This is a genomic window from Sphingobium tyrosinilyticum, from assembly GCF_042654265.1.
GTDB classification, from domain to species: domain Bacteria; phylum Pseudomonadota; class Alphaproteobacteria; order Sphingomonadales; family Sphingomonadaceae; genus Sphingobium; species Sphingobium tyrosinilyticum.
Genome location: NZ_JBHSFZ010000025.1, coordinates 85,145 through 106,955, shown reverse-complemented (window position 1 = coordinate 106,955; position 21,811 = coordinate 85,145). Strand labels below are relative to the sequence as shown.

General features: G+C 63.2%; 22 protein-coding genes. 12 read left to right on the top strand and 10 right to left on the bottom strand.

Going from position 1 to position 21,811, the window contains the following annotated elements; all coding sequences use genetic code 11:
• Window positions 1–24: 24 nt before the first annotated feature.
• The 6 genes from ACFO3E_RS11655 to ACFO3E_RS11630 all read right to left on the bottom strand — a co-directional run bounded on the left by ACFO3E_RS11655 (window position 25) and on the right by ACFO3E_RS11630 (window position 5,820).
• Window positions 25–870: a class III extradiol dioxygenase subunit beta gene (locus ACFO3E_RS11655; protein ID WP_066531227.1), complete on the bottom strand. Its 846-nt coding sequence runs from the start codon at window positions 868–870 to the stop codon at window positions 25–27.
• The gene (gene ligA / locus ACFO3E_RS11650; protein ID WP_066531225.1) at window positions 870–1,271 is read right to left on the bottom strand and encodes a protocatechuate 4,5-dioxygenase subunit alpha; all 402 of its coding nucleotides are present in this window, start codon (window positions 1,269–1,271) and stop codon (window positions 870–872) included. The genes ACFO3E_RS11655 and ligA overlap by 1 nt, the downstream gene beginning before the upstream one ends.
• Complete coding sequence (locus ACFO3E_RS11645; protein ID WP_380804866.1) at window positions 1,268–2,299, bottom strand: Rieske 2Fe-2S domain-containing protein; 1,032 nt, start codon at window positions 2,297–2,299, stop codon at window positions 1,268–1,270. Before ACFO3E_RS11645 ends, ligA begins: the two co-directional genes overlap by 4 nt.
• A gap of 100 nt (window positions 2,300–2,399) precedes the next feature.
• The gene (locus tag ACFO3E_RS11640; RefSeq protein WP_066531223.1) at window positions 2,400–3,425 is read right to left on the bottom strand and encodes an amidohydrolase family protein; all 1,026 of its coding nucleotides are present in this window, start codon (window positions 3,423–3,425) and stop codon (window positions 2,400–2,402) included.
• Between the two features lie 267 nt (window positions 3,426–3,692).
• Window positions 3,693–4,604, bottom strand: coding sequence for a DUF1932 domain-containing protein (locus ACFO3E_RS11635; RefSeq protein WP_380805147.1), 912 nt, complete (start codon window positions 4,602–4,604; stop codon window positions 3,693–3,695).
• Between the two features lie 64 nt (window positions 4,605–4,668).
• On the bottom strand, window positions 4,669–5,820 hold the full coding sequence (locus tag ACFO3E_RS11630) for a LysR substrate-binding domain-containing protein (RefSeq protein WP_066531222.1): 1,152 nt from the start codon (window positions 5,818–5,820) through the stop codon (window positions 4,669–4,671).
• Window positions 5,821–5,925: 105 nt separating this feature from the next.
• Here ACFO3E_RS11630 and ligK point away from each other — a divergent pair, with 105 nt between their 5' ends.
• From ligK to ACFO3E_RS11615, 3 genes are read left to right on the top strand one after another with little or no spacing between them, the layout of a single operon-like run.
• Window positions 5,926–6,600, top strand: a complete 675-nt coding sequence (gene ligK / locus ACFO3E_RS11625) for a 4-carboxy-4-hydroxy-2-oxoadipate aldolase/oxaloacetate decarboxylase (RefSeq protein ID WP_380804862.1) — start codon at window positions 5,926–5,928, stop codon at window positions 6,598–6,600.
• Complete coding sequence (locus ACFO3E_RS11620) at window positions 6,593–7,657, top strand: 4-oxalomesaconate tautomerase (protein ID WP_066531218.1); 1,065 nt, start codon at window positions 6,593–6,595, stop codon at window positions 7,655–7,657. The genes ligK and ACFO3E_RS11620 overlap by 8 nt, the downstream gene beginning before the upstream one ends.
• A complete protein-coding gene (locus ACFO3E_RS11615; RefSeq protein WP_380804860.1) occupies window positions 7,654–8,544 on the top strand; it encodes an amidohydrolase family protein in 891 nt (296 codons plus the stop codon). The genes ACFO3E_RS11620 and ACFO3E_RS11615 overlap by 4 nt, the downstream gene beginning before the upstream one ends.
• Before the next feature lie 31 nt (window positions 8,545–8,575).
• On the opposite strand, the gene ACFO3E_RS11610 is transcribed toward ACFO3E_RS11615, so the two are convergent.
• Window positions 8,576–8,773, bottom strand: coding sequence for a hypothetical protein (locus tag ACFO3E_RS11610; protein ID WP_066531770.1), 198 nt, complete (start codon window positions 8,771–8,773; stop codon window positions 8,576–8,578).
• 478 nt (window positions 8,774–9,251) lie between these two features.
• Here ACFO3E_RS11610 and ACFO3E_RS11605 point away from each other — a divergent pair, with 478 nt between their 5' ends.
• The 6 genes from ACFO3E_RS11605 to ACFO3E_RS11580 all read left to right on the top strand — a co-directional run bounded on the left by ACFO3E_RS11605 (window position 9,252) and on the right by ACFO3E_RS11580 (window position 12,806).
• Window positions 9,252–9,449 carry a hypothetical protein gene (locus tag ACFO3E_RS11605; protein WP_225870629.1) on the top strand — a complete coding sequence of 66 codons (198 nt, stop codon included), beginning with the start codon at window positions 9,252–9,254 and terminating at the stop codon, window positions 9,447–9,449.
• Window positions 9,450–9,553: 104 nt separating this feature from the next.
• Window positions 9,554–9,727, top strand: a complete 174-nt coding sequence (locus ACFO3E_RS11600) for a hypothetical protein (protein ID WP_156518685.1) — start codon at window positions 9,554–9,556, stop codon at window positions 9,725–9,727.
• Between the two features lie 345 nt (window positions 9,728–10,072).
• Complete coding sequence (locus ACFO3E_RS11595; RefSeq protein ID WP_066531215.1) at window positions 10,073–10,621, top strand: septal ring lytic transglycosylase RlpA family protein; 549 nt, start codon at window positions 10,073–10,075, stop codon at window positions 10,619–10,621.
• Window positions 10,622–10,712: 91 nt separating this feature from the next.
• Window positions 10,713–11,477 carry a molybdate ABC transporter substrate-binding protein gene (gene modA, locus ACFO3E_RS11590; protein ID WP_380804856.1) on the top strand — a complete coding sequence of 255 codons (765 nt, stop codon included), beginning with the start codon at window positions 10,713–10,715 and terminating at the stop codon, window positions 11,475–11,477.
• Between the two features lie 5 nt (window positions 11,478–11,482).
• Window positions 11,483–12,181, top strand: coding sequence for a molybdate ABC transporter permease subunit (modB, locus tag ACFO3E_RS11585; RefSeq protein ID WP_380804853.1), 699 nt, complete (start codon window positions 11,483–11,485; stop codon window positions 12,179–12,181).
• The gene (locus ACFO3E_RS11580) at window positions 12,171–12,806 is read left to right on the top strand and encodes an ATP-binding cassette domain-containing protein (protein ID WP_066531209.1); all 636 of its coding nucleotides are present in this window, start codon (window positions 12,171–12,173) and stop codon (window positions 12,804–12,806) included. Before modB ends, ACFO3E_RS11580 begins: the two co-directional genes overlap by 11 nt.
• Here ACFO3E_RS11580 and ACFO3E_RS11575 read toward each other — a convergent pair.
• The gene (locus ACFO3E_RS11575; RefSeq protein WP_380804850.1) at window positions 12,787–14,157 is read right to left on the bottom strand and encodes an ATP-binding protein; all 1,371 of its coding nucleotides are present in this window, start codon (window positions 14,155–14,157) and stop codon (window positions 12,787–12,789) included. The two genes, ACFO3E_RS11580 and ACFO3E_RS11575, sit on opposite strands and share 20 nt — an antisense overlap.
• Window positions 14,154–14,888, bottom strand: coding sequence for a response regulator (locus ACFO3E_RS11570; protein WP_066531205.1), 735 nt, complete (start codon window positions 14,886–14,888; stop codon window positions 14,154–14,156). Before ACFO3E_RS11570 ends, ACFO3E_RS11575 begins: the two co-directional genes overlap by 4 nt.
• Window positions 14,889–15,152: 264 nt before the next feature.
• Here ACFO3E_RS11570 and ACFO3E_RS11565 point away from each other — a divergent pair, with 264 nt between their 5' ends.
• The 3 genes from ACFO3E_RS11565 to ACFO3E_RS11555 are packed head-to-tail and all read left to right on the top strand — an operon-like array spanning window position 15,153 to window position 20,807.
• On the top strand, window positions 15,153–16,298 hold the full coding sequence (locus ACFO3E_RS11565; protein WP_380804847.1) for an efflux RND transporter periplasmic adaptor subunit: 1,146 nt from the start codon (window positions 15,153–15,155) through the stop codon (window positions 16,296–16,298).
• A gap of 7 nt (window positions 16,299–16,305) precedes the next feature.
• On the top strand, window positions 16,306–19,446 hold the full coding sequence (locus tag ACFO3E_RS11560) for an efflux RND transporter permease subunit (RefSeq protein WP_380804844.1): 3,141 nt from the start codon (window positions 16,306–16,308) through the stop codon (window positions 19,444–19,446).
• Window positions 19,443–20,807, top strand: coding sequence for an efflux transporter outer membrane subunit (locus ACFO3E_RS11555; RefSeq protein WP_380804842.1), 1,365 nt, complete (start codon window positions 19,443–19,445; stop codon window positions 20,805–20,807). The genes ACFO3E_RS11560 and ACFO3E_RS11555 overlap by 4 nt, the downstream gene beginning before the upstream one ends.
• Here the strand turns inward: ACFO3E_RS11555 and ACFO3E_RS11550 are convergent.
• Window positions 20,804–21,700, bottom strand: a complete 897-nt coding sequence (locus ACFO3E_RS11550) for a LysR family transcriptional regulator (RefSeq protein WP_197486364.1) — start codon at window positions 21,698–21,700, stop codon at window positions 20,804–20,806. The genes ACFO3E_RS11555 and ACFO3E_RS11550 overlap by 4 nt on opposite strands.
• Window positions 21,701–21,811 lie beyond the last annotated feature (111 nt).

The following is a 21,811-nucleotide window of genomic DNA, read 5'->3' as shown; positions in this document are numbered from 1 at the left end:
CCTCCCGCGAGCGGGAGGGGAAATTCAGTCCAGCGGCTCCAGCACCAAATGCCCCACAGCCGTATTACTCGCGGGCACATGATAATGGCGATGCAGCACCTTGACGTTTCGCCCCAGCGCTCCGCGCATCACCAGCCACATCACCATCTCGATCCCTTCAGAGCCCGTCTCCCGCAGATATTCGATATGCGGAATAGCCCGCAGAGTCCCGTCATCCTGGGCGCTCATCATGTCCAGGAAGCGATTGTCCCATTCCGCATTGATCAGCCCCGCGCGCGGTCCCTGCAACTGATGGCTCATGCCGCCCGTGCCCCATATCTGCACGTTCAGATCCTCGGGGAAACTCTCCACCGCCCGCGCGATCGCCTCGCCCAGCATCCAGCAGCGATTACCCGTCGGCGGCGGATAGGTGACGACATTCACCGCCAGCGGAATGACCTTCACCGGCCAGCTGTCCGGCTGCCCGAACATCAGGCTCAAAGGCACGGTCAGCCCATGATCGACATCCATCTCGTTGATGATGGTCATGTCGAACTCGTCCAGGATCAGGCTCTGCGCAATGTGCCAGGCAAGGTCCGCATGCCCTTCAACGTCGGGCACCGGCCGCGGCCCCCAACCCTCGTCGCAGATCCCATAATGGTCCGCGCAGCCGATCGCGAAGGTCGGAATGATCTTCATGTCGAACGCGGACGCATGGTCATTATAGACCAGCACGACCACATCGGGCTTTTCCTGCGCGATCCACTGGCGCGACCAGTCATAGCCCGCGAACAGCGGCGCCCAATAGGGCTCGTCCACCTTCCCATTGTCCATCGCCGCGCCGATCGCGGGCACATGGCTGGTCGCAACGCCAGCTGTAATGCGGGCCATCAACGCTTCTCCCTGATCGATCGGACGCCTTGAGGAGAGCGCCCCCCGGCGATCATCATCGCCTGATAATCTTCGGGGCTCATCCCCGTCATCGTGCCCACCGCCTGCAGGAAGCTGAGGCCATCGGTCGAAAACACCTTCGCCAGGAAATAGATGTTCCCGCCCAGATCCAGACAGCGATTATAGTCGCGGTCCAAAATGGCCAGCTTCTGCTCCTCGCTCATCGGCCATTGGTCGATATAGCCGCGCTCATCCGCCTTCCATCGCTCGCGATTTTCCGCCTTCATCAGGCTCATGGCGAACTGGTTCATCCAATATCCCTGTCGCGCCCGCTTGGCGGTATAGACGCGCGTGCCGGGAATATCGTCGAACTCGGCGAGATAGTCGTGAATGTCGCTCATGCGGCCATCGCCTCCTTTGCCTTGCGAAGCCGGTCGATCACGCGCCGGGCGCGCACCCCGCCTTCGTCGATATTATATCCGCGCAGCTTGATGTCTGGATTGGCCGCAATAGAGCGCTGCTGCGCCTCCAGCACCTCCAGGTCCTGCGCGAACACGCCGCCCTGCTGCGTCTTGAACCGCACCGTAAAGCCTGGATCATCGGTCAGGAAATTGCGCGCCATCCCCCAGAAATAATGCATGCTCGTCTCGCTTTCAGGGGTGATCGCATCGATCACGAAGCCTCGCGTCCCGGCATCATGATCCGCCAGCGTCAGCCCCATCTCGACCGGAGCCACCCCCACATCGATCATCACGTTGGAAGGCGCGACGAACTGGCACACTTGCCAGCGATCGACCTTGCAATCCCGACCCAGCGCCAGTCGCCAGAATGGCGGCGGCTCGACGCCCGGCATCCACCGGCTGACGAACACGCCGTCGCCTTCCACCCGCGTTTCGATGGGCGCTTCCATCAATTCGATCTGGCCGATGGAGCCCGAATGCACATAGGTTTCGTGGGTCAGGTCCATGAGGTTGTCGATCATCAGCCGGTAATCGCAGGCGACCGGATCATAGCCGCCGTCAAACACCCATCCCGGCGCGCTGCACGGCCAGAAATCCGGGATCAGGTTCGGATCAGCCTTCGCTTTATCCCCGACCCACAGCCAGATGAAGCGATGCCGCTCCACCACCGCGAAAGTTTCCGCGCATATGCCCTTGTTCACCGGATCAGTGCGCAACGGCATTTCTTCCGCACAGCCGTCAGCCCCCAGCTTCAGCCCATGATAGCGGCAGCGGATGCTGTCCCCCTCCTTGATCCCCATCGACAGGGGCAACATGCGATGCGGACAGGCATCGCGCATCGCGACCGGCGTCCCGTCCAGCTTGCGATAGAGCATCACCGGCTTGCCGCAGATGGTCCGCGCCATCGGCTCGCGGCCGACTTCTCCGTCCCACGCCGCGACATACCAGGCGTCCGTTATCCAACTCATTGCACACGGCTCCGTGAAATCCATCTCCCGCCCCTGCCTTCCAACTCAGGGGCGGGAGATGAACCTACCCCCCAAGGGGATAGTTGGTTCGTTCGGAAACTCACAGGCCGCGCGCCTTCAACTGCGCGTCCAGCCGGGGGAAGACGCGCCGCGCATTGCCTTCGAAAATCGCGTGCCGCTCGGCCTCGCCGATATCCAGCGCATCGACATAGCGTTTGGTATCGTCGAAATAATGGCCGGTCGTCGGATCGATCCCGCGCACCGCACCCACCATTTCCGACCCGAACAGGATATTCTTGTTGTCGATCACGTCGGCGAGCAGGTCGATGCCCGGCTGATGATAGACGCATGTGTCGAAGAAGATGTTGTTCATCAGATGCGTGTCGAGGCTCGGCTTCTTCAGCATGTCGGCCAGGCCGCGATAGCGCCCCCAATGATAGGGCACTGCGCCCCCGCCATGCGGAATGATGAAGCGCAGCTTCGGGAAATCCTTGAACAGATCGCCTTCCAGCAACTGCATGAAGGCGATCGTGTCCGCCGCGATATAATAGCCGCCGGTCGCGTGCATTGCCGGGTTGCAGCTGCCTGACACATGGATCATCGCCGGAACGTCCAGCTCGACCATCTTCTCGTAAAAGGGATACCAATAGCGGTCCGTCAGTGGCGGATGCTGAAAATGCCCGCCGCCCGGATCGGGATTGAGGTTGCAGCCGATAAAGCCCAATTCGGTGACACAGCGTTCCAGTTCCGCGATGCTGTTCGCCATGTCGGCCTTGGGCGACTGCGGCAGCATGCACACGCCAACAAATTTCTCGGGAAACATCGCCACCACCCGCGCGATCAGGTCGTTGCACCGCATCGCCCATTCCTTCGCCACAGCCGCATCCCCCACATGCGGAGCCATGGCCGAAGCGCGCGGGGAAAAGATCGTCAGGTCCGCCCCCCGCTCCTTGATCAGGCGCAGCTGGTTCGATTCAATCGTATCGCGGATCTCATCGTCACTGATGTCAGGATAAGGCGGTGGCGTGAGGCCCGCCTTGAACGCCGCCTTCTGCTCCTCCCGCCAGGCGTCATGCCCCTTGGGAAGCACCGTATAATGGCCATGGCAGTCAATAATCAGGCTCATCGTCTCAACTCTTCCCATCCCTCTCGCGTCACCCGCCGCAAATTTTCCTTCCAGCGGGTGCCGGGACCCATGCCGCAGCTACACCAACACCAGCCCGCAACACTCCGTCATGCCCGCGACCCGCAAGGGCAGCGAAACCAACGCTGGCATTTCAGGCGGTCGGCGCACCACATCATCCGTCCGTCCATTCATCACCCCCTCTGCCCCGTTCGGGCTGAGCCTGCCGAAGCCCCTTTCCTCACGAACGGAGACAGGAACAACAAATGATCAGGCCGAAACCTCCTCACCCGAACAGATCCCAGCCCCCGCCGGGACGACGTCCTTCGAAATCACGCCAAGCTTCGCCTCCAGCCCCTCCGGCGCCACCTTCACCCCTAACGCCCCAATCGCCCGCTGCCGCTCCACCGTCCCGCGCGTCATCGCAGCGCCGGTGCGCAACCCCTCCAGCGTCTTGACCACCTCTTCCATCTCAGCCGCGCGCCGCAGTCCATGCACCAGCATCCGGTCGAGATTATAATCGGCCCGCTCCGCCCAGGGCCGCGCCTTCTCGCTCGCATCCAGCGACGCCAGCACCTCGTCACGCACGCCCGCAGCCTCCGCCGCCAGCACACATTCGGCAGTCAGCGCCTCTATCCCCTTCACCATCACCGACCGGATCATCTTGATCGACGAAGCACGTCCCACGGCCTCGCCCACCACACGCATATTGGCAAAGCCCAGCGCGCCAAGCCGCGCAGCCGCCTCTTCCGCCCGCGCGCCGCTCAACAACAGCGGGACCGACAGACGCGCCGGATGGACCGGGGCCATGACCGCAACATCCACGTAATGGCCCCCCACCGCCGCGATTGCGCGCGCAGCCGCCTCCTTGGTCTGCGGCGCGACACTGTTCATGTCGCAATAGATCGCGCCCGGGGTCAGACATTCGGCCGCCGCCTCGGCCACGTCCAACGCCTGATCGGCTGTGACCAGCGAAATGACCAGACCCACGCCCGAAAGCGCATCCTCCATGAAGCGCGCGCCCAGCACATGCGCCTGGGCATAGGCGGCCAGCATCGCGTCTCGATCAGCGGCGCTCTCGGTCTTGCAGTCGAACACATGCGCCCGTGCGCCCCATGCGCCCGCCATCGCAAAGGTCGAACCCGCCTCGCCAAACCCGATCAGACCGACTTCCTGCTCCATGGGCACAGCCATGACCGAAGGCTGCGGCCCCGGCCAATCGAATCCATGGCTCCGCTATAAGAAATTACGAATTGATATCCGCGACCTCGGTCTCCACCGCTGCCATGAAACGCTGCTGCAACCGGGTCGGCCGCCAATCGGCGCGCGTGGTGAGGCCGATCGTCCGGCTGATAGCTCCCGGCGCCGGACCAATATCCGTCACCAGCCCGGCATTCAGCTCCAGCGCCAACTGATCGATCGACAGCATCGTCAAATAGTCCCCGCTCACCAGCAGTTCCCGGATTGTCATCACCGACCCGCATTCGATCGGCACTGCAGGCAAATCGCCGCCGAGCGCCTCGAACATATGCCGCCACAGTCGCCGCAGCGGCGCACCCTCGGGCGGCAAAATCCATGGATATCGGCGCAGTGCGTCCGCGTCCCACCCCTTCGCCAGCGGGTGCCCCGCCCGCGCCAATATGGTCGGCCTGTCCTCGAACAACGGCCTTTGATCCAGATCCTGTCCGATCGACGGGTCGCGCAGTGCGCCGATCATCATGTCCACCTCGCCATCGCGCAGCGGCCCGACGAGTTCCGCGTGCGACCCTTCATGCACGCTGATATGCACCTGTGGAAAATCCTTGCGAAAGGCGCTGATCGCCCGGGGCAGCAGCCGCGCGCGCGACAACGGCATCGCGCCCACGACAATCCGTCCGCTCTCCTGGCCTTTCAGTTCCGCCAGTTCATCCAACCCCGACCGCAGCTCCGCCAGCGCAAGCCGTAGCCGCCGCGCCAGCACTGCGCCCTGCCGCGTCAGCACCAGCCCGCGTCCCCTCCGGTCCGCCAGCCTGTATCCCATCGCCAGCCCCAGATCGCCAACCGCCCGGTGTAGCGACGGCTCCGTCACCCTCGCCTCGGCCGCCGCTGCCGCATAACTTCCTGCCTGCGCCAGCGCGACGAAAGCCCGTATCTGCGCCGCCGTCACCCGACTGCTCCCGATCAGCCGCAGCGCCGCCTCGACCCGCGGCGCGAAACGGATCGCTGCTTCGGTCGGGGCCATGCCGCCCGGCTGCCGCTCGAACAAGGTCAGGCCAAGTTGCGCCTCCAGTTTCGCAATGCCTTGCGTCACAGCCGGCTGCGTCAAATTCACCGCCCGCGCCGCCAGGCTGACGCTCCCTTGCTCCACCACAGCGGCCATGGCAGCCAGGTGCCGGATATTGAACTGGTCAGGATTCATGGAAAAGACTTAGCAAAATCTAATAGGAAGGGCACAGTTCAAATTTGAGCAACTCCATTCTTTTCGCCACTTCCTTCCTGGTTTCGCAGGAGAGGGAAGAAAATCATGTCCGGCATAGTCGTCCAAAACATCGACAGAGCGGACCTTTCCGTCATCGACGGCCTTGCCCATTGCGGTGTCGCTACCGTCCACGAAGCCCAGGGCCGAAGCGGACTTCTCGCCCCCTATATGCGTCCCATCTACCCCGGCGCCCGCATTGCAGGCAGCGCCGTCACGATCTCCGCCCCTCCCGGCGACAACTGGATGGTCCATGTCGCGATCGAACAGCTTCGCGAAGGCGACATCCTCCTCCTCGCCCCGACCAGCCCCTGCACCGACGGCTATTTCGGCGACCTCCTCGCCACTTCCGCCCAAGCCCGCGGCTGCCGCGGCCTCGTCGTCGATGCTGGCGTCCGCGACATTCGCGATCTCACCGCCATGAACTTCCCTGTCTGGTCGAAAGCTATCCACGCCCAGGGCACGATCAAGGCGACGCTTGGTAGCGTCAACGTGCCCGTCGTCTGCGCCAACGCCCTCGTCAATCCCGGCGACGTCATCATCGCCGACGATGACGGCGTCTGCATCGTCCCCCGCGCCAACGCCGCCGCCATCCTCGAAAAAGCCCAAGCCCGCGAAGCCGCCGAAGAAGCCAAGCGCGCCCGCCTCGCTGCCGGGGAACTTGGCCTCGACATCTACAATATGCGCCCGCGCCTTGAAGAAATGGGCCTGAAATATGTCTGAGCACCAAAGCTCAGCCCGCGTCATGTGGATGCGTGGCGGCACGTCGAAGGGCGGCTATTTCCTCGCCGAAGACCTGCCCTCGGACACTGCCGCCCGCGACGCCTTCCTCCTGCGCGTCATGGGCTCCCCCGACCCGCGCCAGATAGACGGTATGGGCGGCGCCGATCCCCTGACCAGCAAGGTGGCGGTCGTCAGCAAGTCCTCCCGCGACGGTGTCGATGTGGACTATCTCTTCCTCCAAGTCTTCGTCGATCAGGCGATCGTCACCGACGCACAAAATTGCGGCAACATTCTCGCGGGCGTCGGTCCCTTCGCCATAGAGCGTGGCCTAGTCGCCGCCCGAGAAGGCGAAACCCGCGTCGCAATCTACATGGAAAATAGCGGCCAGATCGCCATCGCCACGATCCAGACTCCGGGTGGCAGGGTTCGCTATGATGGCGATGCCCGGATCGACGGCGTCCCCGGTGCCGCAGCCGCCATCCCGCTGGAGTTCCGCGACACGGCCGGCTCCTCCTGCGGCGCGCTGCTCCCTACCGGCAATGCCACCGATGAAGTCGAAGGCGTGCCTGTCACCCTGATCGACAATGGCATGCCTTGCGTTGTCATGAAGGCCGCGGATGTCGGCATTACCGGCTATGAAGACCGCGACACGCTCGACAATGACGCAATCCTTAAAGCCCGCATCGAAAAGATACGCCTGGCTGTCGGCGAGCGGATGAACCTGGGCGATGTCCGGGAAAAGTCCGTGCCCAAGATGATGCTCGTCGCCCCGCCCCGCAATGGCGGAGCAATAACGGTGCGCAGCTTCATTCCCCACCGGGCCCATGCCTCCATAGGGGTTCTTGGTGCCGTCAGCGTCGCCACCGCCTGCCTCATCGAAGGCTCCCCCGCCGCAGAAGTAGCCGTCATTCCCGAAGGCAGCCGCAAGACGCTCTCGGTCGAACATCCCACTGGCGAAACCACTTGCGTCATGGAACTGGACGATCAGGGCAACGTCGCCAGCGCCGCCATGCTGCGCACGGCCCGCAAATTGATGGATGGGGAAGTCTTCGCATGACGGATCGTATCGTCTCTTGGCATTGCAACCCGTCCGTCCCCCGCTTCACGCCACCGCCCGGCGCGGTCGATGCGCATTGCCATGTTTTTGGCCCGATGGCGCAGTTTCCTTTTAGTCCGAAGGCCAAATATCTGCCTGAAGACGCAGGACCTAACATGCTCTTTGCCCTGCGAGATCGCCTGGGCTTTTCCCGTAACGTAATTGTTCAAGCGAGCTGCCACGGCACCGATAATGCCGCCACCCTGAACGCCATCGCAAAGTCGAACGGCAGGGCGCGCGGCGTCGCGGTGGTCGATCCCGCTATCAGTGACGCAGAGCTTGAAAAGCTGCATGAAGGCGGCATTCGGGGCGTACGCTTCAACTTCCTCAAGCGCCTTGTCGATAACGCCCCAAAGGACAAGTTCCTGGAGGTTGCGCATCGCATCCAACCGTTCGGCTGGCACGTGGTCGTCTATTTCGAAGCGGCCATATTGGAAGAGATGCGCCCCTTCCTAAATGCCATTCCAACCCTGATCGTGATCGACCATATGGGCCGCCCTGACGTGTCTCAAGGGCCGGACGGTGCCGACATGCGCGCCTTCCGATCGCTGCTCGACAGCCGCGAAGATATCTGGACGAAAGTCACCTGCCCCGACCGGCTCGATCCCCACGGGCCGCCCTGGGACGATTTCGCCTGCGCCGTTGCGCCCCTGGTCGCGGACTATCAGGATCGCGTGCTTTGGGGGACCGACTGGCCGCATCCCAACATGGAAAAGGCGACCCCGGACGACGGCGCATTGGTGGACATCATTCCGCGCATAGCGCCGACCGCCGACCTGCAGCGCAAGCTGCTGATCGACAATCCAATGCGGCTCTACTGGCCAGAGGAAACAAAGAGCAGCAGCTGAACGCCAGGGCGGAGCATGCTCAGTCTCGCAATCAACTGCCCGCCTGCGTGTTCACCGGCGGCGCAAGGGGATTGGAGTCCTTGACCTCGCCTTTTTCGATCTTCTCCTCCGCTTCGCCGCTCTCCTGATCCGGCTCGCTGTGCGGCGAACCGCGTTCAGGTGCGGGAATGTCGTTCCGGCCCTCCGCTGGTTGGTCGGCCGATTGGCCGCTCTTCCTATCTTCTTGCACCGGCTGCTCCTTTTTTTGCTGACACTCTCCAACGCGTCGGTGCGACCCAGTTTCCCAACTTGCCGCGAATATGGGCGCGGGAAGCATCCCGAAGCGAGCCGAAGCGAGCCGAAGCGAGCCGAAGCGTTCAATCGGCATGGCTCGCGCTCTAAAAGTATTTCACAGCCTAAAGGCTTTACGACGCGTATGTCGCCGCGCCGAGCCTGAAGGCTGCGCTGGAAGCGTGGGGAGCCGATGCGAATCTCTTCGCACGCGGTGCTGCCGAGCAGGTCAGCGATCCCCAGCTAATCAAAGATCCGCTCGCCGAGCCGGGCAAAGTCATCAAGCGCCCACGCGCCAGCGCAGCCGAACATTTCGCCTCCCTCAACAAAGTGCAGCAAGCGCCGGGGAAGAAGACAACATCGACAAAGACGGAGGCCAAGACACGCGTTAGACAGCCAGCGCCCCGTCCAAGCCGAGCCGCAAGGCGCTGGACGAAGTGGAAGAGGCCCTTGTTCAGGAACAGAATGCGGCGAAGTCGGCTATGGCGGCGCTAGAAGAACGACTGGCGCGCCTTAAAGCGGAGATCCGGGAACTGCGCGAAAAACAGGCGCGAGCTTTCCAGCAACTGGAAGAACGCGCCGAACGCGAGCGTCAGAAATATGACGCTGCACGTTCCAGGTGGCGGACCTCCTGATGCGGCAGACATCCAACAGGTTAAAGCAGATTATTGCCATTCCAGCGCAACAGCTTGGCACCAGATGGCTTTTGCGTCGTTATCGCCAGTCAGGAGGGGTCTAAATGGACACCCGTGACCCTATTATCGCAATCGGACTGTTGACGCAGGACGATGTTCGGCGGCTTGGCGAGAATTTCTCACGACTTTTCCCGATCCCTCGCGATGGCGCTTTCGATGAGTTGATAAAGGCGATCGACGACGCGGACCAGCAAAAGGATTTACGCCCCAAGACCTGAAGGGGCCTGCGCGTCATCCCGGGAATTCATATCGAGACAGTTGGGCCCGGCTGTATGCCTTCGACTTATGATGGTCGGGGCAGCCGGGCCCAGTCTCGCAGGGATCTGGGGGGAACCCTGCGAATAGCGCGGGTTCCCCGGGCGCCCGCGGCTGAGGACCACCTTAGCTCGCGCGGCCACGCCCGCCATTGCGCTTAATGCTGTCGGATGACCATTAGGAGCAACAGCGACATCGCCTTTCGGAGAGTTGACACAGCGCTGCTACTACCGCCCTGAAATCGCGAGTTAAGACTTTGTGGCGGAAGCGGATTGCCCCTGCCTTGGCCGCCACGTTATGGGACAGCCATGCCAGCTCTCCACCGCTTCCTCCCGCTCCTTTCGCTGCTCGCCGCCGGCTGCGCTTCCTATCAACCTGTTTCCGACACTCCGGTGCGGATCGGGCGGCCTTATACAGCGCGCGGAGTCGCTTATGTCCCTGCCGAACAGCCCGGTTACGATGAAGTCGGCTATGCGAGTTGGTACGGACATGAATCCGGGAATCGGACTGCGCGTGGGGAAAAATTTCGCCCTGACGGGATCAGCGCCGCTCATCCGACGCTGCCGCTACCTTCCTACGTCGAAGTGTCGGAACTGACGAGCGGCCGCACGATATTGGTTCGCGTCAACGATCGTGGCCCGTTCGCCCCGGGCCGCATCATCGATTTGTCGCGCGGAGCCGCCAAGTTGCTGGGCATCGATCGGCAAGGGCATGCCGCCGTGCAGGTGCGTCTGGCTGATCCGGACGAGAAGGACCGCAAACGTCTCCGCAAGGGCAAGGCCGCCAAGCAACGACCACCACTCGCCGGCGAAGCGCTTGCCGCGCAGCGCCGCCGACTTTCCCTGCCGCGCGAGTGATATTCAAGGCATGGCAGGGAATTTACCCGTCGCCTTGGTGCTGAAGCGCTGTATAGCAGCAAATATATATATCCTGTCAGCTGGACAATCTATGCGCCGCTTCCTTTACCTGCTGATCCTCCTTCTGGTGGCCGCCCCGTGTCAGCCCGCCATAGCGCGTGACCGCGGGCCTTTGGTTCTTGCCGCCGCGAGCCTTCAGGAGTCGTTGACGGCCGCTGCCGATGCCTGGGCCGCGCGGGGCCATGATCGCCCGGTTCTATCGTTCGCGGCTTCTTCCGCGCTCGCCCGCCAGATCGAAGCAGGCGCGCCTGCCGACATGTTCCTGTCGGCAGATGAGCCGTGGATGGATGCCCTGGCGGCTAAGAGGCTGGTAATGCGGGGCACGCGCGTCTCTTTCCTCACCAATCGGCTCGTCCTGGTTGCGCCAGCGGATCAGCGGAGCAGGATTTCGATCCGGCGCGGTTTTCCGCTCGCCCGCGCAGTAGGCGCCGGACGACTGGCCATGGCCGATCCTGAGAGCGTTCCAGCAGGCAAATATGGGAAGGCGGCGCTAACTACGCTGGGCGTCTGGCCCGCGCTATCCAACCGGATTGCAGCAGCGGAAAATGTGCGCTCCGCCCTGGCCATGGTGGAAAGGCGCCAGGTTCCCTTCGGCATCGTCTATGAGACCGACGCCCGCGCGACTAAATCGGTGCGGATCGCGGGTATCTTTCCCGCCGCCAGCCATCCGCCGATCACCTACCCGCTGGCGCTACTGACCCGCTCGACTCACCGAGACGCCGCTGGTTTCCGCCACTTTCTGCTATCTCCTCAAGGTAAAGCGATCTTCCGCCGCTATGGCTTTGGGACACCGTAAGCGCGATGCTGCTCAGCGCTGAAGAGTGGGAGATTGTGCGCCTGTCGCTGAAGGTCAGCCTGGCCGCTGTTCTCATGATGCTGCCTTTCGCCTTCGCTTTAGCCTGGGCGCTGGCACGGGGGCGCTTTCCGGGCAAGCTGCTGCTCGATGCGGCCGTGCATCTGCCGCTGGTACTGCCGCCCGTGGTGATAGGATGGCTGTTGCTGATGGCCTTTGGTCCAGCCGGTCCGATCGGCAGCGTGCTGGAACATTGGCTCGGCCTCACGGTCATGTTCCGCTGGACCGGCGCAGCTATCGCGGCCGGGATCATGGCGCTGCCACTGATGGTACGGGCGATACGTTTGTCGATTGAAGCCGTCGATCACCGCATAGAAGATGCCGCGCGCACTTTGGGGGCCAGTCCCGCCTATAGTTTCTTTACCATCCTGTTGCCTTTGTCGCTGCCCGGCATCGCGACCGCCTTCATCTTGGGCTTTGCCCGCTCGATCGGGGAGTTCGGAGCAACCATCACCTTCGTGTCCAACATACCCGGCGAAACCCGCACATTGTCCATCGCGATATATAGTGCGTTGCAGGTGCCCGGCGCCGATGCGGCCGTCTGGCGTCTAGCACTGATCTCCATCGCTCTGTCGCTAGGCGCACTCTTGCTTTCAGAAGCCCTCAGCCGTCGCCTGCGATTGGAACGGAACGGCCATGTCCTTTGATGTCGATGTTCGGAAAAGGCTGGGGGGGCATCTTATAGAGGCTCGGTTCGTCGCCCCGGCTGGGCTGACCCTGCTGTCGGGGCCATCCGGCGCAGGCAAGACGTCGGTTCTGAACATGATGGCGGGGCTGCTGCGGCCGGACGAGGGCCATGTGACCATCGCCGGGGACATGCTGTTCGATGCCGCCAAGGCCATCGACCGGCCTGCATATCGCCGCCGACTGGGCTACGTGTTTCAGGACGGCCGCTTGTTTCCCCATCTTCGGGTTCGGGCAAACCTGCTTTACGGTTATCGACTGGCTCTGCCGGAGGATCGTTGGATGTCCCTGGAAGAAGTAGTCGTGTTCCTTGGCATCGAGCATCTGCTCATCCGCTGGCCCCATAGCCTGTCCGGCGGAGAAGCCCAGCGGGTGGCGATCGGCCGGGCGCTGCTGTCTGGCGCCCGCGCGCTGCTGATGGACGAGCCGCTCGCTTCGATCGATCCTGCCCGACGTAACGAGATCATCGATGTCATTCTGCGCATCCGCGACGAGCTTGGCCTTCCTATCGTCTATGTGACGCATAATCCGGCGGAGGCGGACCGCTTGGCGACGCACAGGGTCGAGATCAGCCCTTCATTTCTATAATCGCGATCAGCCCGCCATCCTCTGCGTTGGCGAGGCGGACCGATCCTTGAAATGTTAGCGCCAATGAGCGCGCGATGGTCAGGCCGATACCGGTCCCCGGCCGTCCGCCCGGCTGACCCGCAGCGCCGCGCGTGAAGGGCTCGAACATTTGATCGAGTTGATCGGGTGGGATGCCGGGACCCCGGTCGCGAACGTAGATCAAGACACGCCCGCCCTGGCGCGAGCATCCGATTTCCGCGCTGCCACCATATTTGATCGCGTTGCTGACAAGGTTGCTGATGCAGCGGCTAAGCGCGTTGGGCTTGACGCGTACGGTGCCTCCACAGCCCCCGGTGAAGCGCAAGGGCGCACCCAAATCCTGCGCGTCCTCGACCATGCTTTCCAGTAGGGAGTCGATGTCGATGACCGACCATTCTTCTTGCGCTTCCGTACTTGCGGCGAGGTCCAGCCCTTCCCGCACCAACGTCTGCATCGCTTGATGGTCGTGTAACAGGCGCGTCCGCAATTCTTCATTCTCGACAAGCTCGAGACGAAGACGCAGCCTGGTGAGCGGCGTTTGCAGATCGTGGCTGATAGCGGCGAGCAACTGCGTCCGCTCCGCGAATCCCGCGCGCGCGCGGCGTTGCATCAGATTGAAGGTCGATAGCGCCGCCCTCACCTCCTCTGGACCACTTTCGGGTATCTCCTCCGGGTCAAGGGAAACGGAGAAGGCTTCGGCCGCATGCTCCAGACGGCGCAGCGGCTCCGCCACAATGCGGGCCACGATGATCGCCAGACCAGCAGAGGCGATCACGATCAGCAGCATGTAGAGCGGGTTTGCCACCATGCTGGGGGGCCTCGCCAAACGCGGCAGATTGAGCGCCATCGATCGGCGGGCTCCGGTACTGTCGGTGAAGCGTACGATCCAACAATCCGGCCGCGGCGCATCGATGACGCCAGCGGCACGCTCCGACGGATTATAATGCAGAGCGGGAAAGCAAAGACCGGTAGGAACCTGGCTCGCTTCCGGGTTTGAAGCCGGGCCGAACCGCGCCCTGAGCGCACTGGCCAGCGCCGCGTCAGGTTCAGCGACGGCGATGCCTTCGGGCGCTGCGGCTGCGCCCATGATCTGCTGCGCCGCCAGCATGGCCTCCACGCGCTGCGGATCTCGCTGCAGGCGGTGCCCGATGTCTTCGGCGCTGGCGACGACGCGCTGGATTCGCCAGCGTTGAAAGTCGTGGCTGCGGCTCTGTTCGGCGACCAGCAGGGCGAGCATTGCCGCGAGCGACATGCCGATCGTGAGCAGCAGGAAAATCTGGCCGGCTAGCGACCGGAAGAAAGTCCGCGCGCGGGACGATATCGATCCGATCATTCGTAGGACACCGGGGTGGCGAATACATATCCTTCGCCGCGCACCGTCAGGATCAGCTCTTCGCCGCCGGGGGCGCTTGCCAGCTTTTGGCGCAAGCGGCTGACCTGGAGATCAATGGATCGGTCGAACGCTGCCGTCGCCCGCCGCTCCGGCACCAGATGTTCGCGTGAAAGAACGATATTGGGGTCCTCGATGAAGCGGGACAGCAGTCGGAATTCGGCAGAAGAGAGCATGACGAGGCGATCATCGTCGGCGATCAGCCTCCGCTGGAACAGGTCTAGCCGCCACGGCCCGAAACGGGCAAGGCGCGCACCCTTGTCGCGCTGGCGATCACCGCCATCGACCTGCGTCCGGCGGAGCAGGTTGCGGATCCGGACCAGAAGTTCGCGCGGTTCGAAAGGCTTGGTCAGATAATCGTCCGCTCCCAACTCCAATCCGAGCACTCGATCAATCGCGCTTCCCCGCGCGGAAACCATGATGATGCGCACATCGCTGCCCTGACCCCGCAGTTCGCGGCAGAGGGCGAGGCCGTCGCCGTCGGGGAGGTTAAGGTCCAGCACGATAAGATCGACTGGCTGAACGGCGAGCGCTGCCTTGAGTTCGGATACGCTGCCTGCGGACAGGACTTCATAATGGTCTTGAAGCAGCTGTCCGACCATCAAATCGCGGATGTCCGGGTCGTCATCAACGACGATCAGACGGGGGGTGCGGTGATTTAATGAAGGAAACATGGAATTAAAATAACCTGGGGGAGGAGAGATGTCTTCTGGTGGCGGCAGGTTGATACGTTCGGATACAATTGGACATGTTGCGATGCACAATGGGACATCTTGCCTCTATGAATACGGAGGACATGGGGCAAATAGGAATGGTCGGTTCCTGCCCGTCTGACAAGCGTCAGTGCTGCGGGTCCGTCCTTCACCCGGCGCTCCCCTCCTCCCCCTGCGCCGGGTGAAGTTCCTGCACCACTGAACATGTTTGGAATGCCTGCCGCCATGCCGCTGCGCCCTGCCGCCCCTTATTCGCTTTCCCGCTATGCGACAGCAGCCGTGGCGCTTTGCCTACTTGCGACGGGCTGCGGGCAGAAGAAGCCGCCGGAGAAGAAGCCGGTCGAAGTGGGCGTGGTCACCTTGCAGGCGCAGGATGTGACGGTTTCGACCGAGTTGCCCGGCCGGACGGCATCGACCATGATGTCGGAGGTTCGACCCCAGGTCGCGGGCGTCGTTCAGAAGCGCCTTTTCACTGAGGGCTCCTATGTCCGGGCCGGTCAGCCCCTGTATCAGATCGACCCGTCGCTCTACCGAGCATCGCGCGATGAGGCCCAGGCGGCGCTCGCCAATGCGCAGGCGACCGCCGTCGCGGCGCAGGCCAAGGCCCGCCGCTATCAGGCTCTGGGGCAAACGGAGGCCGTCAGCGCGCAAGACCGGGACGATGTGGTGGCGGCGGCGCGGCAGGCGGGCGCCGCGGTACAGCAGGCCCGCGCTTCGCTGCAGACGGCAGGCATCAACCTGCGCTTCACCGAAGTGCGGGCGCCGATCAGCGGCCGTATCGGACGTTCGATGGTCACGCCCGGCGCGCTGGTGACCGCCAGCCAGACGACGCCGCTCGCCACCATCCAGCAGCTTGATCCCATATTCGTCGATATCACCCAATCGAGCGCGCAGCTTCTAGCGCTGCGCCGCGCGCTTGCGGCGGGCAAGGCGCTTCCGGCAAGCGCGGTCATCCGGTTGAAGCTGGACGACGGCAGCGACTATCCGATGGAAGGCCGGGTCGAGTTCGCCGAACCGATCGTCGATCCAAATAGCGGCACGATCACGCTGCGCGCGCGCTTCCCCAATCCGGACAGTTTGCTGCTGCCCGGCATGTTCGTGCGCGTCGTCGCGCCGCAATCGGTGGTGCCCGGGGGCATCCTGGCGCCGCAGCAGGGCATCAGCCGCGATCCCAAGGGCAATGCGACAGCGCTGATCGTTACCAAGGCGAACAAGGTCGAGCAGCGTACCGTCATGGCGGCGCAAGCAGTCGGGGACAAATGGCTCGTTACCTCGGGCCTGAAAGCCGGTGACCGGCTGATCGTCGAAGGAACGGACAAGGTCCAGCCCGGCGACACGGTGCGTGCGGCCGTCATCGGCCGGGGCAAGTAGGACCGCGATGCTAAGCCGCTATTTCATCGAACGGCCCATCTTCGCCTGGGTCATCGCAATCGGCATCATGCTTGCCGGTCTTGGAGCGATGCTGTCGCTGCCGATTGCACAATATCCCGACATTGCGCCGCCTTCCGTCAACGTCAACGCCAACTATCCCGGAGCATCGGCCGACACTGTCGAAACCAGCGTCACCCAGGTCATCGAGCAGCAGCTGACCGGCATCGATGGCCTCATGTATTTCTCCTCGACCTCGACGGCCAATGGGCAGGCGCGGATTTCCGTTACCTTCAAGAAGGGGACCGATCCCGACACTGCCCAGGTGCAGGTGCAGAACAAGGTGCAGCAGGCGCTCAGCCGCCTGCCCAATGCGGTGCAGCAGCAGGGGCTTACCGTCACCAAGTCGCAAACCGACTTTCTGATGCTGGTCGCCCTTTACGATCAGACCGATCGTTCGACGCAGACCGACATTTCGGACTATCTGGTCAATAATTTCCAGGATCCAATCTCGCGCATCGAGGGTGTCGGCGCGGTGCAGATTTTTGGGTCGCAATATGCGATGCGGGTCTGGCTGGACCCCTATAAGCTCGCCACCGTCAAGCTGATGCCATCCGATGTGGAAAGTGCGATCCGGGCGCAGAATGTCGAAGTGTCGGCGGGGCAGATCGGTGCTGATCCGGCACCGGCCGGGCAGCAGCTTAATGCGACGGTAAGGGCCCGCGCGCGCCTGCAAACGCCCGAGCAGTTCCGCAATATCATCGTGAAGACGCAGAGCGACGGGTCGGTGGTTCACCTGTCTGATGTCGCGCGGGTTGAGCTGGGCAATGAAAGCTACGCCTCATCGGCCGCGCTCAACGGTCATCCGGGTTCCGGCGTCGCGCTGCAACTCGCGCCTGGGGCGGATGCGCTGAAGACCGCAGAGCTGGTGAAGTCCAAGGTGACCGAGTTGTCGGCCAACCTTCCCCACGGCTACGGCGTCGCTTACCCACGCGACACTACGCCGTTCATACGTTTGTCCGTCGAGGAGGTGGTGCAGACGCTGATCGAAGCGGTCGGACTAGTCGTCGTCGTGATGTTCGTGTTCCTGCAAAGCTGGCGCGCGACGCTGATCCCCGCGGTCGCCGTGCCCGTCGTTCTGCTCGGCACCTTCGGTGTGCTTGCGCTATTCGGCTATTCCATCAACACGCTCACTCTGTTCGGCATGGTGCTGTCGATCGGCCTGCTGGTCGATGACGCGATCGTGGTCGTCGAAAATGTCGAGCGATTGATGCATGAGGAGGGGCTGGACGCCCGCGCTGCGACGATCAAATCGATGGGCGAGATTGGCGGCGCGCTGGTCGGGATTGCGCTGGTGCTGTCGGCGGTCCTGCTGCCCATGGCCTTTTTCGGCGGATCGACTGGCGTCATCTACCGCCAATTTTCGATCACCATCGTGTCGTCCATGCTGCTGTCGGTCGTAGTGGCGCTGATCCTGTCGCCTGCGCTCTGCGCAACGCTGTTGAAGCCCGCCAGCGAAGAGAGGCGGCAGCAGGGATGGCCGGGCCGCTTCAATCGCTGGTTCGACCGCGTAACCGGCGGCTATATGCTGCGGTTGAAGCAGGTGATGCACCGGCGCGCGCTCTTCTGGGGCGTCTATGTGCTGATCCTGGGCGTCCTCGCGCTGCTCTTCGTGCGGCTGCCCACCAGCTTCCTGCCGGTCGAGGACCAGGGACAGGTGATGGTGCAGATGACGCTGCCAGCGGGCGCGAAATCCTCGCGCACCACAGCGGCCATCGAAAGCGTCCGCAACTATTTCCTGAATGACGAAGCCGAGAATGTCGGCAGCATCTTCATTGCCCAAGGTTTCAGCTTTGCCGGACAGGGCGAGAATACGGCGCAGGGCTTCATCAACCTTACCTCGTGGGAGGATCGCAAAGGCAAGGCCAACAGCGCGGGCGAGATCGCGACGCGCGCCACCAAACAGCTTGCCGCCATCCGCGACGCGAAGATATTGGCGATGACGCCGCCCTCCATACGCGGGCTTGGCCAATCGAACGGCTTCACCTTCGAGTTGCTGAACAGCGGCGCCCTTAGCCGGGAACGCTTTCTGGCGCTGCGCAACCAATTGCTCGCCGCCGCCGCGCAAAGTCCGCTGCTGGCAGGCGTGCGCGCCGCCACGCTGGAGGACACGCCGCAATTGAAGGTCGATATCGACAGCGAAAAGCTGGCCGTGCTGGGCCTTACCCAGAGTGAGGTGGACGATGTGCTGAGTTCCGCCTGGGGCAGCACCTACATCAACGACTTTGTCGATCGCGGCCGGGTGAAGCGCGTCTATATGCAGGCCGATGCCCCCTATCGCGCGCTGCCGACGGATATTCAAAACTGGCAGGTGCGGTCTGCAGCGACGGGCGAAATGGTGCCATTTTCCGCCTTTGCCACGACGCACTGGGAAATGGGGCCGACGACCGTGTCCCGTTTCAACGGGCAATCATCCTATGAAATTCAGGGGCAGGCCGCGCCGGGCGCCAGTTCGGGCGAGGCCATGGATGAAATGATCCGCCTGCAAAAGCAATTGCCCGCCGGGACGACCTATAGCTGGAGCGGCCTTTCCTATCAGGAGCAGCTTTCCGGCGGGCAGGCGCCCTTGCTTTATTCGCTGTCCGTGCTGGTTGTCTTCCTGTGCCTCGCCGCGCTGTATGAAAGCTGGTCGGTGCCGCTTGCCGTTCTGTTCGTCATCCCGCTGGGCCTGGTGGGAGCGGTCATCGCGGTGTGGGCGCGCGGGCTGGAGAATAATATCTTCTTCCAGGTCGGCCTGCTCACTACCATGGGCCTCGCGGCGAAGAATGCGATCCTGATCGTCGAGTTCGCCGAGCTTGCCTACCGCCAGGGCAAGGATGCAATGAGCGCGGCGATGGACGCGGCGAAGCTGCGGTTCCGCCCGATCATCATGACATCACTGGCCTTTATCGCGGGCGTGCTGCCGTTGGCGCTCGCCAATGGCGCAGGAGCGCAGAGCCGCATCGCCATCGGCACGGCCGTTGCGGGCGGCATGCTGACGGGCACATTGCTGGCGATTTTCTACGTGCCGCTCTTCTTCTTCACGATCATGCGCTTCTTCACGCACAAGAACAGTCCGCCACCGGCCGCTGGAACGGAGGTGCCGGCATGAAGCGCCTTGCCCTCTTGAGCTGCACGGCCGCGCTGGCCGCCTGCAACCTTGCGCCGAATTATGAGCGACCGGCACCGCCAGTGCCTCCTGCCTGGCCGAGGGGTCCCGCTTATTCTGCACAGGATACGGCGCAGAAGGCCGGATTGCCCTGGAATAAGGTGATCGGTGATGAGCGCCTTCGCACTGTGATCGAGCGCGCGCTCGCCAATAATCGCGACCTGCGCGTCACGCTGGCCAATGTGCTGGCCGCGCGGGCGCAATATCGCATCCAACGGGCTGCGCAGTTGCCGACGGTGAGCGCTGACGCAGGCGCGACGCTCAGCCGCCGCAATGGTGAGCGGCAGGACAGCTACAGCGCGGACGTGGGGTTCAGCGCGTTTGAGATCGATCTGTTCGGGCGCTTGCGCAACCTGTCCGAAGCGGCGCTGCAATCTTATCTGGCGACGCAGGAAGGGGCGCACGCCGCCCGCATCGCACTGGTTGCCGAAACCGCCAGCGCTTATGCGACCCTGGCCGCCGATCAGCAGTTGCTTGCCGTTTCGCGCGATACGCTGGCCAGTGCGGAGCGGACATTGATGCTCACCCGCTCGCTGAATGGCGTTGGCCTGTCGGGCAAGTTGGATGTTCATCAGGCCGAGACGATCGTCGAACAGGCGCGATCCGATGTCGCGGCGGCGGTCACCCAGGTGGCGCAGGATCGGAACGCGATCGACTTGCTCGCCGGGGCGCCCGTGGAAGACGCGCTGCTGCCGGTTTCGCTCGGCGCGCTGATCGGATCGACGGCGCGGGCGCCCGCTGGCCTGTCGTCTGATATATTGCTGCAGCGGCCCGATGTGCTGCAGGCCGAACATCAGCTGCAAGCGGCCAATGCCGATATCGGCGCTGCGCGGGCGGCGATGTTCCCGAAGATCAGCCTTACGGCGGCGATCGGGGTGGCGAGCTCGGCGCTCTCATCGCTGTTCAGCGGTGGCGCTTTCAGCTGGACAGCTGCGCCTTCGGCGAGCCTGCCGATCTTCGGCGGCGGGGTGCGCGGCAATATTCAGTATAGCAAGGCGCAGCGCGACGCGGCACTCGCCAGCTATGAAGGGGCGATCCAAAGTGCGTTTCGGGAAGTCGCGGACGCCCTGGCGCGCGCGGGGACGATCGGGGAACAGCAGCGGGCGCAGCGGGCGCTGGTCGTTTCCAATGAGCAAGCCTATGCGCTGTCCGAGCAGCGCTACAGGGCGGGGATCGACCCGTTCTTGACGACTTTGGTCAACCAGCGATCGCTCTATTCGGCCCGGCGCAGCGCCATCGCGACCGACCTTGAATTGTTGCAGAACCGGATAGCGCTCTACAGGGTGATCGGCGCGGACTTCTAAAGGTCGAAGGCGGAGCGGATGATCTTCGTCAGCAGCGCGCCTCCCGGAGATAGAAGCTCGTCATCCTTATAAACCAGCGTGATGTCCATGGCGGGCAGGTCGATGCCAAGGTTCAGCCTGGTCAATGCACCGGACGCGAATTTCATGTCGAGATAGGGGCTAATATTGTCGGCCCAGTGGCTGACCAGTTGGGGCTGCTCCGCCAGTTCGAAATAGACCGCGATGGAGGTGCAGCGAAACAGGCGGCTTGGCGGGTCAATGCCCAGGCGGCTCGCAAGGACCGAGATATAGCCGTCGGCATGATCGGCAAGATCGCTGGTGATCCATTCCCGATCCCATAGCTGTTCGATGCACTGCGGGAGCGCGGGGTCATGACCGCCGATGGCGAGGACCGTCTGATAGCTCTTCAATGTGACGCATTGCAGCCCGGCGACGTCCGTTGCGCCATAATGATGGACAATGCCAAGATCGATGACGCCGCTGCGCACCGCGTCGAAGATTTGCGCAGGCCGCAGTTCCAGCAGTTCCAGCTCCACCGAAGGCTGGCGCTGGCGGAAGCTGGCGAAAACGCTTGCCATTCCGGCCCCGGCGGCTGGCGGGGACATGCCGACCAGCAGCCGGCCGCCCAGCGTGCCCTTCAGCCAGTCGATTTCCTCGCGCGCCTTGTCCAACTCCTTCTGCATGACTTCGTAGCGTTTCGACAGGATCGCGCCGAACGGGGTCAGCGTCGCGCCGGTCGCGCCGCGCACCAGCAGGGGGACGCCAAGCTGGCGTTCCAGTTCGCGGACCGATTTGCTGAGCGCTGGTTGCGACAGGTTCATCGCCCGCGCTGCCCGCTGGATGCTTCCTGCCTTCACGATCTCCGCCAAGGCGCGCAATTGGTGCATCTTCATGAAGCGCATGCCTTCCTTCCGCGGGTCGATGAAGCCGCATATCAGGAAGGGTCGGCAAAGCAAAAGGGCGTGGGGAAAGTGACTTAGCGCACCCCCCCCTTAATGCTAATG